Below are 14,103 nucleotides of genomic sequence, written 5' to 3' on the forward strand. Positions count from 1 at the left end.
CTACTAATTTAGTAGTGATTAGTACCAAATTAGTACCAGCAGTAATAGCCCCTTACTTGAGTTTGACAACCTTCGATCCGGGATAAAACCATGAGCATCGATTTCAGCGAATACCTCTCCTGTCTCAAGGCCGATCCCGACCACCCGCACGCCCAGACGCTGGAGGCGAGCTATCACGAAGCGGCGCGGGTAATGTCTCCGCAGGGATTGGGGCACTATCTGACCGGCATCCGCGCCATGTGCGGGTTGAACAGAGGACCGGATCTGGTGCTGACCTATGTCCAGGAAATGCCGGGAGTGGCGAAAGAGGTCGGCGAGGACATCATCCCCGAAGTCGTCAGCGCGCTGATGAAGCTCGCCTCGCATACCTCGGGCACCGTGGTCACCCTGATGATGGCCAACATGCCGCTGGCCGCCAGCCGGCTCGGCGACGCCGAGGTGCTGCGCGGCTATCTCAATCTGCTCCATCAGCTCGCCGGCAAGGCCCCGCGCGGTCTGCGCCCGATGATGGAGAACATGGACGAACTGCTGTCCAAGCTGACCCTCGGCGGGCTGCGCCGCTGGGCGCTCTGGGGCGCCCAGGCCCACGCGCGGGATCTGGACGGACAGATGGCCTATTTCGGGCTCCAGACCGAATCCTCCCGATCAGTGCTCCAGAAGGAGCGTCGCGGTACCCTCTTCGTCGACAACCAGCGTCGGCTCAATTTCTATCTGCGCGCGCTCTGGGCGCGCGCCTTCTTCATGCGCCCGACTTCCGGCGACTATGAATCGCGCCAGGGCCTGAAGCCCTTCATCGAGGATTTCCAGATCCATCTGCCCGACGCCTTCGACCCCTGGCGCGGCATCGCCGGGATCGAACTCTATCGCGCCGCCGCCGCCCATTGCGCCGCGCACATGGTCTATACCACCCAACCGCTCAGCGCCGAACAGCTGAGCCAGGCGCAGATGGCCTTCATCGGCATCTTCGAGGACGCGCGCGTGGAAAATCTGGCCATCCGCGAATTTCCCGGCCTGAAAAAGCTCTGGCTGCAATTTTTCACGACACCGCCGGGCGGCGGCGGCGATGACGGCGAGCGTCATCCGATGATGGATCTGATGATGCGTCTGGCCCAGGCGCTGCTCGACGCGGACTATCGCGACGCCCATCCGCTGATCAACGAGAGCGCCGAGGACTTTCGGCGCGTCTTCGCCGAGCGCGGCGAGGACAACCGCATCAGTTGGGACGCCGGCGTGACCTTCTACAACCGGGTTCTCCAGGTCGTCCCCCTGCCGAGCGTGCGTATCCTGGAGTCCTGGCCCCTGCCCTATCGGGACGATAACCGCTATGTCTGGGCCTTCGACGAAAATCTGTTCGTCACGCGCGGAACCGATTATCTCCCCGTCTCCCAGCAGCAGATCCGGCGCAACGTCAGCGTCATCGAAATGGTCAACGAACTGGACTGCGAACTGGCCGGCGACGACGCTCAGGAGGTTTGGACCCTCTCGACCGAATTCTGGCTCGACCAGGAAGGCTGCACCATCAACGCGCTGGAGGGCAAGGAACCGGTCTCCGACCCCTATCGGTATCAGGAGTGGGATTACCATGTGCAACTCTATCGCCCGGACTGGGCAACCGTCGTCGAGCGCCGCCAGGGGCGTGGCGATCCGGAGCGGATGAACGAGATCCTGACCAACTACAAACCGGTCGCGAGCCGCATCCGTCATCTGATCGACGCCATGCAACCCCAGGGCATCGTCCGCCGGCGCGGCTACGAGGAAGGCGAGGAACTGGATCTGAACGCCGCCGTGCGTGCCATGGTCGACATCCGGCGCGGCGTCATGCCCGATCCGCGCATCAACATCCGTATCGACCGCCACATCCGCGACCTCTCGCTCGTGGTCCTGATGGATCTGTCGCAGTCCACCAACGAAAAGGTCGGCGTGGCCGAGGGCGAACCGGGGTACGAGGACGCCCCGAGCATCCTCGATCTGACGCGCGAAGCCACCGGACTGCTGGCCTGGGCGATCGATTCCATCGGCGACAACTTCGCCGTCCACGGCTTCGCCTCCGACGGTCGCCACGATGTCCAGTATTACCGCTTCAAGGATTTCAACCAGCCCTACGACGATCACGCCAAGTCACGCATGGCCGGCATGAAGGGTGGACTTTCCACCCGCATGGGCGCCGCGCTGCGTCACGCCGGCTGGCATCTCACCCAGCAGTCGGCCCGGAAACGATTGGTGCTGGTCATCACCGATGGCGAGCCCGCCGACATCGACGAGCGCGATCCGCAGTATCTGCGCCACGACGCCAAGAAGGCGGTCGACGATCTGCGAATGCTCGGCATCCACACCTACTGCCTGACGCTCGACCCCCAGGCGGATCGCTATGTCGCCCGCATCTTCGGCGAGAACGGCTATTCCATCGTCGACCATGTCCAGCGGCTGCCCGAGCGACTGCCGGCGGTGTTCGCGGCGCTGACGGGGTGATTGAAGCTGCTGGATAAAAACCGCAAAGGCGCAAAGGACACGAATAAAGGCAAGCCGCATGCCTTGCGCCCTTCGCGTCCATTACGGTTCAATTGTCCGAGGACTCGAATAAATCGGGAACGCTTCCCGACTGTAACGCACGCGGCGACGCCAGCCCGAAATGCAGATAGGCCGACTGGGTCGCCATGCGTCCGCGCGGGGTTCGCATCAGATAGCCCTGCTGAATCAGGAAGGGTTCCAGCACGTCCTCGATGGTTCCGCGCTCCTCGCCGATGGCGGCGGCCAGACTCTCGACCCCCACGGGGCCGCCGTCGAACTTCTCGATCACCGCCTCCAGCAAACGCCGGTCCATGTGATCGAAGCCCAGCGCATCGACCTTGAGCATCCCGAGCGCAAGGTCGGCCACCTCGCGCGTGATCCGCCCATCGGCCTTGACCTGCGCGTAATCCCTAACCCGTCGGAGCAACCGATTGGCGATGCGTGGCGTGCCGCGCGAACGCCGCGCGATTTCGGCGGCGCCATCGGGGTCGGTCTTGATGGCGAGAATCTGGGCCGAGCGTTTCACGATGCTGGTCAGATCCGCCGCCGAGTAATACTCCAGCCGCTGCACGATGCCGAAGCGGTCGCGCAGCGGCGAGGTCAGCAGTCCCGCGCGGGTGGTCGCGCCGACCAGGGTAAAGGGCGGCAGATCGAGCTTGATCGACCGCGCCGCCGGTCCGTCGCCGATCATGATATCGAGCTGATAATCCTCTAGCGCCGGATAGAGCATCTCCTCGACCACCGGGCTGAGACGGTGGATTTCGTCGATGAAGAGCACGTCGCCCGCGTCCAGATTGGTCAGCAGCGCCGCCAGATCGCCGGGTTTTTCCAGCACCGGCCCCGAGGTCTGGCGCAGCGTCACCTGCATCTCATGGGCGATGATGTGCGACAGCGTGGTCTTGCCGAGTCCGGGCGGACCAAAGATCAGCACATGATCCAGCGCCTCCTTGCGCGCGCGCGCCGCACCGATGAAGATCTCCATCTGTTCGCGCACCGCGGGCTGGCCCACATAGTCGACCAGCTTGCGCGGACGGATGGCGCGGTCGATCGACTTGTCGTCGGTCGCCGCTTCGGCATCGATGAGACGGTCAGGATTCTTCATCAATCAACCTGAATAAACGAGTCATTGAGCCGGATGGGAAATCAATGAGAGTGGGCATGCTGGCGATCCGGCAACTGTCGATATTCCGAGCAGCGGCGCGGGGTCGGGATGCCCTTGCCCGGATTCAGCAGGCCCTTGGAATCGAAGGCCGCCTTAACGGCATGAAACTGGCGCAATTCCTCCGGCGAGAACTGCACGCACATCTGATTGATCTTTTCGATCCCCACGCCATGCTCGCCGGTAATGGTGCCGCCCACCTCGACGCAGAGTTCCAGCAGGCGCCCGCCCAGTTCCTCGGTACGCTCCAGCTCGCCCGGCCGATTCGCATCGAACAGAATCAACGGATGCAGATTGCCATCGCCGGCATGGAAGACATTGGCCACCCGCAGACCATATTCCTCGGACAACTCGGCGGTGCGCCGTAACACCTCGGGCAGCGCGCGGCGCGGAATGGTGCCGTCCATGCAGTAATAATCCGGCGAGAGACGCCCGACCGCCGGAAACGCCGCCTTGCGACCCTTCCAGAAACGCAGCCGTTCGGCATCGTCCTTGGAGGTCCGCACCTCGGTCGCGCCACTCGCCAGCAACAGCTCGCGCACCCGCATCACCTGCTCCGACACCTCCTGATTGGTGCCATCGAGTTCGCAGATCAGGATCGCCGCCGCGTCAGTCGGATAACCGGCATGCACGAACGCCTCCGCCGCCTGGATCGCCGGCCCGTCCATCATCTCCAGCCCGGCCGGGATGACGCCGGCGGCGATGATGTCGCCCACCGCCCGACCGGCCTTTTCCACGTCGTCATAGGCCGCAAGCAGCGCCTGCGCGCGCTCCGGCACCGGCATCAGCTTGACCGTCACCTCCACCGTCACCCCGAGCATGCCCTCGGAACCGATATACAGCGCCAACAGGTCATAGCCCGCCGAGTCGAGCGCTGCGGAACCGAGTTCGACGAGTTCGCCCGCCATGGTCACGACGGTCACCGCCAGCACGTTATGGACCGTCAAACCGTACTTGAGACAATGCACGCCGCCCGAATTCTCGGCCACATTACCGCCGATGGTGCAGGCGATCTGGCTCGACGGATCCGGCGCGTAATACAGCCCGTGGGCCGAAGCCGCCTCGGTGATCGCCAGATTGCGCACCCCCGGCTGAACACGCGCGGTTCGCGCATCCGGATTCAGATCCAGAATCCGGTTGAAGCGCGCCAGACTCAGCACGATCCCATCGCACAGCGGCAGGGCGCCGCCCGACAACCCCGTCCCCGCGCCCCGCGCGACGACCGGCACCTCGCGCTCATGGCACAGCCGCAGAATCCGCTGGACCTCCTCCACCGTGCGCGGCAACACCACCAGCAGGGGCAACTGCCGATAAGCAGACAGACCATCGCATTCGTAAGGACTGACTTCCTCCTGTCGTGCCAGGATCGCATCCTCGGGCAGAAAGGCGCGCAGCGCGGGCAGCAACTCGGCACGAGCTGTCGCCAGCCGTGTGTCGTCGAAAGGGATTTGTGTCGGTTGAATCAGGCTCATGGCGTCCGGAACCTCGATAGGGAATGCGGATCGAAGTCGTGAGCCTAGAGCCTCGCCTGGCTTCAGTAAACAGAGAATCATCAGGGCCAGACCTTGCCCGTTGAGAAACCCCCGGTCTTCACTGTAGAATCCGGCTATCGCGGACGCAGAGTAACGTGTCGCGCCTCCCAAGCTGGCGTAGCTCAGTTGGCAGAGCAGCTGATTTGTAATCAGCAGGTCGTCGGTTCGAATCCGACCGCCAGCTCCAACAAAAAGAAAGGGTTAGCTTTATCGGCTAACCCTTTTTTCGTGCCTGAACCCGTTTTAGGTGACTGTATAGGTAACAAGCCTGTCCTGAGCGGTAATTTCGTGGCTCAGACTTCCGCCCACGAAAAACCCGCCGAAGCGGGTCAGGTCTCGATCATGGAGCGGTCAGTCACTCCCTCGCGCCAGCCATTCGGATAACCGATGGATCGCCAGCTATCCATCTGGCGATTCTATCGCTCGCGCCCCTCAGCCTCATGCGCTGCCATTTCACCCGGATCGGGCAATCCAGACGGCGGACGACGCCAGATCGTGCGGATCGCCTCGCGGATCGCTGACCGTCGCACCTCCAGGCCGAAGAAACTCACCATCGCCTCATCCGGCTGCTCGGCCTTCTCCAGCACCTCAATGCGTCGTCTGATCGTCATCGCGCACCTCCGGCTCGATGAAGCGCACGCGAATAACAGTCCCGGCCTCGGGTACGGGTTGGCCGTCATCCTCGAACAGCACGACCACGCGCCCTGGTCCCGCGCCCATGCTGTTTTCCAGCTTCTCGATTCGGGTCTCAATTTGACTTGGCATTTGCAGCCTCCAGTTTCTCAATGCGTTGTACCAGTTCTGCCGTCTCAACGATGCGGGCCAGCGCCCCCAGACCGGCCAGCAGCTTCGATGCCTGCTCCGGCGTGATGTCCGCCTTGCCGGTGGCGGTCAGGATCGCCCGGCCATCGGACGCCAGATCCTCGCCCGCCAGGCGCAGATTGACGGCTTGGTCAGTGGGCTTGATCGCGGGCATCACACGATCCAGCAGCAGCTTGGCGGCTTGGGCATCGCCGGCTTTGGCTCGCTCAACCATCGCCTCCAGAATACCGGGAACGTCCTTCTCGATGCTGCGCCGCAACTTGGTGGCCTTGCTGACCGCGCCCGGTGGCTTGCCTCGGGGGTTGCCGGATTCGCCCGGCTTGAATCGCGCCATGCTGAATTCCTCCTGCAAAAATCAGACACCGTGCTGCTTGATGACCCATCGCACCGTTGATTCAGGAATCCCGAGCGTGGTTCCGATGGTGCGCTTCTTCATGCCCGTGGCAGCCAGTTCCAGAATCCGCGCATCGCGTTCGGATACTGGCTTGCCAGGGGTAGCGGTCGCCAGGGTGCAAGAATCGTTATCCTGTAACGGCTGATCGGGTGCGTCGTTACTTGGTAACGTCTCGGGCGTCTCGGTGTTATGCGGTAACGGTTCATGCTCTGCGTCGTGACCACATAACAGCGCGGATGTCGTCTCGTTATTCGGTAACGAGTCGGGCGTACTATCGTTATCCTGTAACGTCTCGCCGGTCTCGTTATGCGGTAACGCGCCAGCCGGTAGCTTGCCATCCAGGTAGGCGGTCCCCTGGTCTGGATCCAGCCGGTCCATCACTGATCGCTCGGCTTGAATCAGTAACCGCTCGATCAGTTCGCGTTGCGTGATGCCGTAACCGCTCGCCAGACGCTTCAATGCGGCAGCCGGGCCGGATGCCAGGGACAGGGTGATACGGGCCAGCAGATGTCCGTCAGGGTCTCGATAGGCGCGCTCGCGGTAGCGGCGTTGACGCTCGGCGTTGCTCAGAGCCATGTCGGTTACTCTCTCGTTATGCGGTAACGATAGCATAGGCCGTTATGCGGTAACGGGCAAGGGTCGGGATTCGATGCCGTGTCGATCAATTCGGGTGGGAAGCAGTTCAATCACAGGTGTGGTCCTCATGGTGGTGTGCACCGCTTCCTTGCGGCTCGAAATTCAAGCAATGACAGGCGTTTAGGCGGCGTTCATTGGTCCTCTGAAGCGCGGTTCCTTCGGGGCCAAGTCGGCGATCTCGATGCACGTGCGATCGCCTTTTACTGTGACCTCGATCTGTTCGGCAGGCAGCGTTGCGACCGTCGCGCGCCAGTCCTCCAGGCGATCCAGCGCAACCGCATCCAGCCGCGCCGATGCGACCAGATCCCGGATCTGGTCGTGCTCGGCATCCCACTGCCAGCGGCGGCGGTCCCGAGCGGTTGCCAGGATCCCCACGCGCTTCAGGGTCTCCGGTGCTCGGATTTGCGCCAGGGCCGCATCCAGGCGTTCGCCGATCTGCTCGGGGGTCAGTGGTACCGGTTCATTCTCGGCTGCATCCTGGGCGCTCTGCTCGCCTTCGGTGACGATCTCCGCGACCGACAGACCGAGCCAACCCATGCGCTCGCTGAGTCGGGCCGTTGAGTGAGTCGCCAGCAGGATCGGCAAGGACTGGCCTTTCAGGGTGACAGAAAGCATCTGTGCGCCACGCTCGCGGACATCGGCCACCAGTCGCTCGCCGTCGCGCGACCATTGCATCTGAGCGTCGGTACGGGTCGCCCATCGGCCAGGGAAAAGTTGGTACAGGGCGTTCGGGTCCAGGGGTGCCCATCCGTTATGCGCCAAGAGATCCTCAACAGCGACGGATAAGGGGTTGCGGGATTTCATGTGGTTCGTTCCTCGGTTTCGGGGTGGCTTTGCCGCGCCGGATGACGCGGCGGTGGTGATTTCGTCAGGGCTTCAAGATCGTGACCGACAGCCGATTGAAGGCTTGCCCGCGCGACCCCTGGTCCTTGCCGATGAAGATCAGCGACAGCAGGTCGCCCACGTCGGCGGCCTGTGCTCGCAACTGGCCCAACAGCCATGCCGTCAGCCAGACCGCGACCACGGATCCGCCCGGGGTCTGCACCAGCATCTGATCCTGATCGCCGAACGGACCTTGTACCTTGCGCGAGCCGGTGATGACGCCCTCCAGAATCTCGCCCGGCTCGGGCTTCCAGACGGTCACACAGGCATTGAGCGCCGCCTTCCGTCGCAGTGCCACGAGGGCGGACTGATCGATTTGAACCAGATCATTCATGGGCGGTGTCCTCGAATTGGTGGCAATGAATCCCGGCTCCATCGTGCGTCCACGGCCAGCAGGATCCGGGGCGGCGGCTCGCTGGCGCTGCAATCAGGCATTGCCCGAGTCCGCCCTTGGGATTGATGGTGTCAGGCGTCCAGTGGCGGCAGCGGGCGCAGACGGCCATCGGACGCGGTTCGTCCTCCGGCTCAGTGGTTGGTGCGGGTGCAGGCTCATACCGGGCCACGCCAGCGGCCAGCGCCATCTGTCGCATACCTTCCAGCCGTGCCGGGTCGCGCGCCAGACCGTCCAGCCAGTCGTTGCCGGTCGTCAGATCGTCCTCCTGCCAATGACGCAGCAGGGCGTGCGCGACGGCCAGATCATCAGGCGACAGCGCCGGGCCGGGTGCCGGGGCCGGTTCGGGCGTGATGGTGCAGCCGGGATAGTCGGCCTGGATCTCCAGCAGGGGCGCGGTCGGGTTGCGGCTCAGGCTGAACCGCTCGCCATCGGGGCGGGTGATGAGCCAGAGGCGATGGTTATCCGCGCCGACATCGGTTTGTGCCGTTTCAGCCGTTGCAGACGTTGCAGCGCCGTTGCAGCCTGAACCCGCGCCCGTGTTGCCTTGCAACGCCGCACGTTTTGCAACGTCACTTTGAAGATGTCGCCATTCAGACCCTTCCGGTCCCTGGTCCCGGTCAGGCACTTTTGCGCCCTGATTCGCCGCTTTGCACTCAGCATTGCTGTTTTCTGCCGTTGCAGGCGTTGCAGCCGTGCAGCCCAATAATGGCGCGGGTTTCGGCTGCAACGTCACGATTTTCTCAGCCGTTGCAGACGTTGCAGCAGCCGTTGCGGGGATCGTCGCCCGGCTCGCCGGGGTCACTGGCTCGCGCGAGCCTGCAACGGCTGCAACGTCACGAATTTCCCAGCCGTTGCAGCGCGAAGCCGCGCCGTTGCTGGCTTGAACGTCTGCAACGTCTGAAACGTCTGAATCAAACAAAGTCAGCAGCGATTCAAGCGCCATGCTCGCCCCCTGCCGTCGCGCCATCCGTCAGCTTGTCGGGATAGACGCGGTACACCTTCACGCCTCGCCCGTCGATGCGCTCGAAGCGCGCCCGCTCGCCGCTCTCTTTTGGTGGATCAATCGCGCCTGCACCCTGCAACACATCCAGCGCCCGCTTGAAGTCGAACCCGGTCAGCGCCTCGCGCATCCCGTCCGCGTTGAACAGGTATTGACGCCCGCCTGGGCCGTCCTTCCACCAGCCGGCGCGGTCATAGACCTTGCTGTCAGCGGTCGCGTCTGCATCCGAGAAACGCGAATCGCCGTGGCGCTCGATGAAGCGGGAAACTTTCTCCAGCACCTCGCGCTGCTCGTTGTTGCCGGTGCCGCGCTCGGCCTGCCACAGCCGCAGACACAGCGCCGCCGCTTTGAGTGCATCGCCCTGGTGCCAGCCGGTCAGGCCGTACTCGGTTGCCAGTTCGCCCGCCATCCCGATCAGCGCGAAGCGTGCCGCCGCGCGCTTGTCTTGGCCCTCGCCGCCACTGACCGCGAAGAGCGGCATGGCCTTGATCTGTTCCAGGGTCGCGCTGAAATCCTGGTTCTCGCGGGTCAGGCGCTCCAGAAACGCACGCCCGACATGCCCGTGTTGGGTCGCCGCCGCACGCTTGATGGCGTCCGAGAAGGCCGCGCCGCTCGTCATGCTGTGCAGGTCATCCCATGCGCCATAGCGACGCGCGACAGGAATATCCAGCATCCGCACCGACTGCCCGGCCTTGGCGCGGTGTCCGCCTTCGAGCATGGTGGTGGCAATGGTGCGTTCGCCGGTCGAAAGGATCATGCAGCGCCAGCGGGCAACCGAGCGCGCCGCGCCCGAACGGCTGGCACGCTGCTTACCGCGTCCATTGCCAAGCTGATAGATGACGCTGCCGACCTCGCGCGGGTCGGCCTCACTGATTTCGTCCAGCGCCAGCAGGTTGTCATTGAACAGCGCGGCAACCGCTTCTTGGCCGTTGGCCGTGCCTTTCCAGCTTCGGCGGTACGTGGCTCCGCCCCAGATGGAGCAAGCAGCTTCGATCAGCGTGGTCTTGCCGGTCGATGAATCGCCGTAGTGGTGGACGCCGCCCCCTTCGGCGCTGCACTTGGCCAGCAGCGGGCCGGTAAAACCCGCCGATAGGCTCTCCATCAGCATTGGATTGCCGACCGCCAGCGCGCCGAGTGTCGCCTTCCAGCCGTCCAGCGTCCCCGCTGTGGTGTATTCGTCGTGCTGGCGCTCGCCAGACTGGAAGATGACGCCCGCCGCTGATGGCCCAATCACGACATCCGGCAGCACGAAACTGTCTCCCGTCCAGCCGGTTTGCAGGGCGCAGTGCATCCGCCGTTTCGGGTGCTCGCGCTGCAAGTAGGCGGGTAATTCCTTCTTGGCCTGATACGGATCCAGGTCAACGCCCATCGCCAGCAGTTCGGCGCGCAGCGTCTCGCCGGAACCGCTCAACAGTTCCATCGGCATGGCCCACTCGCGCCATTTCTTGAGCGGGTTCCTGAACCGCAACAGCCGCCCGAAATTGTTCTCCTGCCCGTCGAAGGTAATGGCATCGACATAGAGCGGCGAGCAAAACCACGTCTCAAACAGATCAAAGCCGCCGTCCGGGCGCTCCTTCGCGCCGCACGCATAAACGCCGGGGCGATGCTTTTTCCCTTTGTGCTCGGTCCAATCGTCCAGCACGACATAACACGGACGCTCGCCCGCTGGCGGAAACGGTCCCGACAATGACGGCTCATCGGTGCCCGCTGCGTCGGTATTGACCTCGACCGCTGGCGTGCCGTCTGGCTCGGGCAACGGCTCCTGCCATCCAGCCGCCACGATGACGCGCTCGATCTGCGCCCGTACCGCGTCCAGCCCGGCCATCTGGTGCAAATCGTTGAAGTCGGTCGCGCCATCGGGTCGATCCGATCCGAAGTCGGGAGCGATCAGCAGCGCGCCGGATGCCTTCGCGGCCTTGACCGCATCCGGTGCCGCCGTGCCGGTCTTCTTGTCCAGATCCGCCAGCAGCAACAGCGTTGCCCTGGGGTGGCGCGCCCGCATCGCCTTCAAGGTCTTGCTGAAGTTCGACAGGGACAGCGCCGCCACTGCCGGGTAGCCTGTCGCTGCCAAGACAGAAAGCGTGGTCGCCACGCCCTCGGCAACCGGCAGGATCAAGCCCTCGCCGCTGCCTTCCGGTAGCGGCTGCGCCAGCCAGTAACCGCCGCTCTTGGTCCCGCTGCCACTCAGCGCCGCCTTGCGCCCGTCGCCGTCGATCAGTTCCAGACTGGTGATCTGCTCCTCGCGGGTGATCGGTGCGACCAACAGCCTCCCGGCCAGATGCGCGCCGTTCGCTTTTGGCGGGTATCCGAGAATCCGCGCGGCATCACTCGCTTCGATCTCGAACAGGGTCGCGGTCGCCGCAACGCCTTTGCGGCTCAGGTAGGGATTGCCGGGTTCGGCCTGGGGTGCGGACTCCAGGATCAACCGCGCCTTCTTGGCGGTTTCGGCCTGGGTCCGCTCAGACTTCGCCCGCTCCTTCGCGGCCTGCTCGTCAGCTTGGCGCTGGCGCTCGGCAAGCTCGGCAGGTGTTGGGGGAATCGGCGGATCGGTTTCGCGCCAGCCGTTCAGCTTGGCCTCGTGAAACAAGGTGCCGCCTTTCACTCCGCCTGTGGCGCTGGCGGATTTCCAGACCTCGCGTGCAGCGGACGCGGTGTAGCTGTCGGATTGTTGGCTCCATGCGTCCCAGATCGCGCGGCCTGCCTCGCCGAGTTCAGACTTGACCGCAAAGGCCATGTGAACCCATTTCTCGCGGGGATCTGGCGGGATGTAGGACAGTGCCTCTCGAACCCGCTCCAGATCGCCGCCGATTCGCTCGCGCTTCTCGCGGGGCCGGTGTGCGGTCGGATCAAAACCGCTCAGGTTGCCGGCGGGGCCGATTGCTTCGCCTGCCGGTTCAGTCGGTTCGGCGGGAGGCTCGCCCGGCTCATCGAACCGAAACCCGCAGCCTTCGCAATCGGGCCATTCAGCCGCTGCGCCGCACCTGGGACAGAGGCGGGTCAGGGTGTCGCCGTCCATCAGGTCGTCAGGTGTCCAGCCTGGGGGCGGGCCTTTTGCAAGCTCTCGCGCCATCAGAGCCGCTATATCTGTGCTATCATTCGCCGCGTCAATCGCTTGTTTTTGCTTTGCCTTTTCACCCTGGTCGCTCGCCACGACCGGGGTTTCGTTTTTCTGGGGTACGGGTGTCATGAATGCCTCAATCGGTGCGGGGCACTCATGCGCCGGGGTCGGATGATCGTCAGCAGCCGGCGCTGCGTCTCGGACGAGGCGGTTTGCTGGCCTTTGAGAATCCGCCCGATCTGCGCCGGGTGGATCGCGATGGATTGGGCGATGCCAGACTTGTTCAGGCCGCGATCCAGCAGGATTTGAATCAGATCGACGGCGGGCGGTGGCTCCAGTCCAAACAGGTCGGCAGGCGGCGGACGCTGAATCTCGATGCTGGCGCGGATCTGGGATTGGTTGGGGCCGGTCGCCCCATTGGTCAGTGGGCCGTTCATCGGCAAACCTCCCGGACAAATTCAAGATGGACGCGATAGACCGCCTGCCGTCCATCGTCGAAGGTGACGCGAAAATCAGCAGAGCGGACGCGACCGGGGATCGCGCGGTGCAGGGTGTGTGTCTTGCGGACAGCTTGAGCGGCGGCGGATGCGAGACGGGCGGCAAGGTCGGCAGTGGGGGCGGCGGAAACCGCCCCTTCCCTGGGGCGGGCGCTCATTATTCCCCGCCCTCCCGACCGATCCCGGCCAGCTCGCCGATTTCCAGCGTCTCGTCCAAGACGCCCCGCATGGTCTCGGCGGCGGCATTAAGGCCGATCAGCAGCGCGCCAAGGCTGCCGCTGTTGACATAGGACGGGCAGCCTTGCGCCTGCATGGCGTCGTTGAATTCGCCGGATAGCTCGGACAGTTTGCCGATGGCCCACAGCAAGTTCATCAGGTGCTCGCCCTGGTCGTGCAGGGTGTTGCCCATGCGGACCAAAGCCAGGACTTCGCTCGGCGAGCCGTAGGGCTTCATGACGGTTTCGTACTGGTTGCGGTTTTCGCCAGCGGCGGCGGTGTTGCGGGTCGTGGTGCTCATGCCGCACCTCCCGAAACCGCAGGAGCATGACGCCGGATCGCGCCCGCAAGCAGCGAGGCTGCCGTTCTGGACAGGTCACGCCCTTCCTTCGCGGCAATGCGCGCCTCGTGGTCGGACAGTTCCAGGGTCAGGAGACGGGGTTTGTCGTCTCCGCAGCAGCCCAACACGGCGGGCACGGCAGCATTGACCAGCGCATGGGCCTGTTCGAGCGTGTAGATCGCGGTGTAGAGCCGGCTGGACTCCGGGTGCAGCCCCAAGCCACTGCCGGCGTCCATCAGGCTTTGAATCGCCGCGTCCATCATGGCGCTCGCCAGTTCGAGCGCGTCATCGACCGGTACGCTGGGACGGACCTCGAACACGTAGGCGTCAGGGCCGCAGGCGGAGAACGGGGTGCGTTCGGTTTTCATGGTGGCGACTCCTTCAGGCGGCGGCAGGGGTGGACGTGAGCCGGGCCAGCGTGGCGCGCGCCACACCAGCGCGCCAGAAGTTCCGGCCTCGAATATGGGTGGGTTCCGGGATCAGACCGGCCTGACGCCAGCGCCAGATGGTCATGTCAGACACGTTCCCGAAAAGGGTCTTGAGTTGGCCTTGAGTGACCAGTGCCTCGTCAGGAAGCGTGTCCAGCGGGGTGGGGGTGGGGGTGGCTTGCGGCATCGTGCATCTCCGTGGTTGGGATGCACGACAGGTTAGAGCGGGTTAAAACG

The 14,103-nt window shown here is 64.2% G+C and carries 16 protein-coding genes and 1 tRNA gene; 2 read left to right on the top strand and 15 right to left on the bottom strand.

Annotated elements, in window-relative coordinates:
• The first annotated feature begins 90 nt into the window (after positions 1 to 90).
• Positions 91 to 2,469, top strand: coding sequence for a nitric oxide reductase activation protein NorD (locus THIVI_RS07610; protein ID WP_014778029.1), 2,379 nt, complete (start codon positions 91 to 93; stop codon positions 2,467 to 2,469).
• Positions 2,470 to 2,557: 88 nt separating this feature from the next.
• Here the strand turns inward: THIVI_RS07610 and ruvB are convergent, their stop codons facing one another.
• Positions 2,558 to 3,610, bottom strand: coding sequence for a Holliday junction branch migration DNA helicase RuvB (gene ruvB / locus THIVI_RS07615; protein ID WP_014778030.1), 1,053 nt, complete (start codon positions 3,608 to 3,610; stop codon positions 2,558 to 2,560).
• Between the two features lie 41 nt (positions 3,611 to 3,651).
• The gene (locus tag THIVI_RS07620; protein ID WP_014778031.1) at positions 3,652 to 5,139 is read right to left on the bottom strand and encodes an FAD-linked oxidase C-terminal domain-containing protein; all 1,488 of its coding nucleotides are present in this window, start codon (positions 5,137 to 5,139) and stop codon (positions 3,652 to 3,654) included.
• A gap of 171 nt (positions 5,140 to 5,310) precedes the next feature.
• On the opposite strand from THIVI_RS07620, the gene THIVI_RS07625 reads away from it, so the two are divergent.
• Positions 5,311 to 5,386: transfer RNA gene (locus THIVI_RS07625), tRNA-Thr, on the top strand.
• A 229-nt stretch (positions 5,387 to 5,615) separates the two neighbouring features.
• Here the strand turns inward: THIVI_RS07625 and THIVI_RS24570 are convergent.
• The 13 genes from THIVI_RS24570 to THIVI_RS07680 form a co-directional block, all read right to left on the bottom strand.
• Positions 5,616 to 5,810: a hypothetical protein gene (locus tag THIVI_RS24570; protein WP_014778032.1), complete on the bottom strand. Its 195-nt coding sequence runs from the start codon at positions 5,808 to 5,810 to the stop codon at positions 5,616 to 5,618.
• Positions 5,788 to 5,964 carry a hypothetical protein gene (locus tag THIVI_RS24575; RefSeq protein WP_014778033.1) on the bottom strand — a complete coding sequence of 59 codons (177 nt, stop codon included), beginning with the start codon at positions 5,962 to 5,964 and terminating at the stop codon, positions 5,788 to 5,790. The genes THIVI_RS24570 and THIVI_RS24575 overlap by 23 nt, the downstream gene beginning before the upstream one ends.
• Positions 5,948 to 6,355 (bottom strand): DUF5681 domain-containing protein, encoded by a 408-nt coding sequence (locus tag THIVI_RS07630; RefSeq protein WP_014778034.1) that lies wholly within the window; start codon positions 6,353 to 6,355, stop codon positions 5,948 to 5,950. Before THIVI_RS07630 ends, THIVI_RS24575 begins: the two co-directional genes overlap by 17 nt.
• Before the next feature lie 21 nt (positions 6,356 to 6,376).
• Complete coding sequence (locus tag THIVI_RS22630) at positions 6,377 to 6,991, bottom strand: helix-turn-helix domain-containing protein (RefSeq protein WP_014778035.1); 615 nt, start codon at positions 6,989 to 6,991, stop codon at positions 6,377 to 6,379.
• Between the two features lie 180 nt (positions 6,992 to 7,171).
• The gene (locus tag THIVI_RS07640) at positions 7,172 to 7,855 is read right to left on the bottom strand and encodes a hypothetical protein (protein ID WP_014778036.1); all 684 of its coding nucleotides are present in this window, start codon (positions 7,853 to 7,855) and stop codon (positions 7,172 to 7,174) included.
• Positions 7,856 to 7,919: 64 nt separating this feature from the next.
• Positions 7,920 to 8,267 carry a hypothetical protein gene (locus tag THIVI_RS07645; RefSeq protein ID WP_014778037.1) on the bottom strand — a complete coding sequence of 116 codons (348 nt, stop codon included), beginning with the start codon at positions 8,265 to 8,267 and terminating at the stop codon, positions 7,920 to 7,922.
• Entirely contained in the window at positions 8,260 to 9,270 is a 1,011-nt protein-coding gene (locus tag THIVI_RS24580) for a hypothetical protein (protein WP_014778038.1), read from the bottom strand. Before THIVI_RS24580 ends, THIVI_RS07645 begins: the two co-directional genes overlap by 8 nt.
• Positions 9,260 to 12,397, bottom strand: a complete 3,138-nt coding sequence (locus THIVI_RS23515; protein ID WP_169315566.1) for a DUF927 domain-containing protein — start codon at positions 12,395 to 12,397, stop codon at positions 9,260 to 9,262. The genes THIVI_RS24580 and THIVI_RS23515 overlap by 11 nt, the downstream gene beginning before the upstream one ends.
• Before the next feature lie 113 nt (positions 12,398 to 12,510).
• A complete protein-coding gene (locus THIVI_RS25080; RefSeq protein WP_014778040.1) occupies positions 12,511 to 12,822 on the bottom strand; it encodes a hypothetical protein in 312 nt (103 codons plus the stop codon).
• Positions 12,819 to 13,040 (bottom strand): hypothetical protein, encoded by a 222-nt coding sequence (locus THIVI_RS25085; RefSeq protein ID WP_014778041.1) that lies wholly within the window; start codon positions 13,038 to 13,040, stop codon positions 12,819 to 12,821. The genes THIVI_RS25080 and THIVI_RS25085 overlap by 4 nt, the downstream gene beginning before the upstream one ends.
• On the bottom strand, positions 13,040 to 13,399 hold the full coding sequence (locus THIVI_RS07670) for a hypothetical protein (RefSeq protein ID WP_014778042.1): 360 nt from the start codon (positions 13,397 to 13,399) through the stop codon (positions 13,040 to 13,042). The genes THIVI_RS25085 and THIVI_RS07670 overlap by 1 nt, the downstream gene beginning before the upstream one ends.
• Positions 13,396 to 13,806 (bottom strand): DUF3077 domain-containing protein, encoded by a 411-nt coding sequence (locus THIVI_RS07675; RefSeq protein ID WP_014778043.1) that lies wholly within the window; start codon positions 13,804 to 13,806, stop codon positions 13,396 to 13,398. Before THIVI_RS07675 ends, THIVI_RS07670 begins: the two co-directional genes overlap by 4 nt.
• A gap of 13 nt (positions 13,807 to 13,819) precedes the next feature.
• Positions 13,820 to 14,053, bottom strand: coding sequence for a helix-turn-helix transcriptional regulator (locus tag THIVI_RS07680; protein WP_014778044.1), 234 nt, complete (start codon positions 14,051 to 14,053; stop codon positions 13,820 to 13,822).
• Between the last annotated feature and the right edge of the window lie 50 nt (positions 14,054 to 14,103).

Source organism: Thiocystis violascens DSM 198 (assembly GCF_000227745.2).
Classification (GTDB): domain Bacteria; phylum Pseudomonadota; class Gammaproteobacteria; order Chromatiales; family Chromatiaceae; genus Chromatium; species Chromatium violascens.

What these genes read in the sequence shown, in the direction of transcription:
- THIVI_RS25085 (WP_014778041.1), bottom strand. Translation starts at nt 13,040, where the DNA reads ATGAGCGCCCGCCCCAGGGAAGGGGCGGTTTCCGCCGCCCCCACTGCC.
- THIVI_RS07640 (WP_014778036.1), bottom strand. Translation starts at nt 7,855, where the DNA reads ATGAAATCCCGCAACCCCTTATCCGTCGCTGTTGAGGATCTCTTGGCG.
- THIVI_RS24575 (WP_014778033.1), bottom strand. Translation starts at nt 5,964, where the DNA reads ATGCCAAGTCAAATTGAGACCCGAATCGAGAAGCTGGAAAACAGCATG.
- THIVI_RS25080 (WP_014778040.1), bottom strand. Translation starts at nt 12,822, where the DNA reads ATGAACGGCCCACTGACCAATGGGGCGACCGGCCCCAACCAATCCCAG.
- THIVI_RS22630 (WP_014778035.1), bottom strand. Translation starts at nt 6,991, where the DNA reads ATGGCTCTGAGCAACGCCGAGCGTCAACGCCGCTACCGCGAGCGCGCC.
- THIVI_RS24580 (WP_014778038.1), bottom strand. Translation starts at nt 9,270, where the DNA reads ATGGCGCTTGAATCGCTGCTGACTTTGTTTGATTCAGACGTTTCAGAC.
- THIVI_RS07645 (WP_014778037.1), bottom strand. Translation starts at nt 8,267, where the DNA reads ATGAATGATCTGGTTCAAATCGATCAGTCCGCCCTCGTGGCACTGCGA.
- THIVI_RS07670 (WP_014778042.1), bottom strand. Translation starts at nt 13,399, where the DNA reads ATGAGCACCACGACCCGCAACACCGCCGCCGCTGGCGAAAACCGCAAC.
- THIVI_RS07620 (WP_014778031.1), bottom strand. Translation starts at nt 5,139, where the DNA reads ATGAGCCTGATTCAACCGACACAAATCCCTTTCGACGACACACGGCTG.
- THIVI_RS24570 (WP_014778032.1), bottom strand. Translation starts at nt 5,810, where the DNA reads ATGACGATCAGACGACGCATTGAGGTGCTGGAGAAGGCCGAGCAGCCG.
- THIVI_RS07610 (WP_014778029.1), top strand. Translation starts at nt 91, where the DNA reads ATGAGCATCGATTTCAGCGAATACCTCTCCTGTCTCAAGGCCGATCCC.
- THIVI_RS07630 (WP_014778034.1), bottom strand. Translation starts at nt 6,355, where the DNA reads ATGGCGCGATTCAAGCCGGGCGAATCCGGCAACCCCCGAGGCAAGCCA.
- THIVI_RS07675 (WP_014778043.1), bottom strand. Translation starts at nt 13,806, where the DNA reads ATGAAAACCGAACGCACCCCGTTCTCCGCCTGCGGCCCTGACGCCTAC.
- THIVI_RS07680 (WP_014778044.1), bottom strand. Translation starts at nt 14,053, where the DNA reads ATGCCGCAAGCCACCCCCACCCCCACCCCGCTGGACACGCTTCCTGAC.
- ruvB (WP_014778030.1), bottom strand. Translation starts at nt 3,610, where the DNA reads ATGAAGAATCCTGACCGTCTCATCGATGCCGAAGCGGCGACCGACGAC.
- THIVI_RS23515 (WP_169315566.1), bottom strand. Translation starts at nt 12,397, where the DNA reads ATGGCGCGAGAGCTTGCAAAAGGCCCGCCCCCAGGCTGGACACCTGAC.